1 protein-coding gene is annotated in these 305 nt (G+C 70.8%); it reads right to left on the reverse strand.

Features of this window, described 5'->3' with window-relative positions:
• Window positions 1-305, reverse strand: a 305-nt coding sequence (locus IMZ35_RS30305) for a hypothetical protein (protein ID WP_199444635.1), incomplete at both ends; no start/stop codon positions are given.

Raw genomic sequence — 305 nt, forward strand, 5'->3', positions numbered from 1 at the left:
GCGCGCATGTAGCAGCCGTCCTCGGGGTGACCGGTGGGGATGCGGGTGCTGCCGTCGCCGTGGTGCTCGAAGGTGGCATCGGTGATCTGGTCGTAGAGCCGCTGAGCGTCCTCGACGTGGATCGAGGGGGCCAGTGCTGTGGCGTTGATCCGTGCGACGCTGTCGGCCCTGTTGCGACCGGACAGGTCGGCCCACAACTGCCTGCCGCCGGTCTGCTGGGTGTAGGCGCCGGAGACCAGCCACAGGGCGCGCTCGTTGCGACCGAGCTGACCCAGCAGCGCCAGCGCCGCGTCGGACTGGCGTCC

It is taken from the genome of Umezawaea beigongshangensis (assembly GCF_016464305.1).
Lineage (GTDB): Bacteria > Actinomycetota > Actinomycetes > Mycobacteriales > Pseudonocardiaceae > Umezawaea_A > Umezawaea_A beigongshangensis.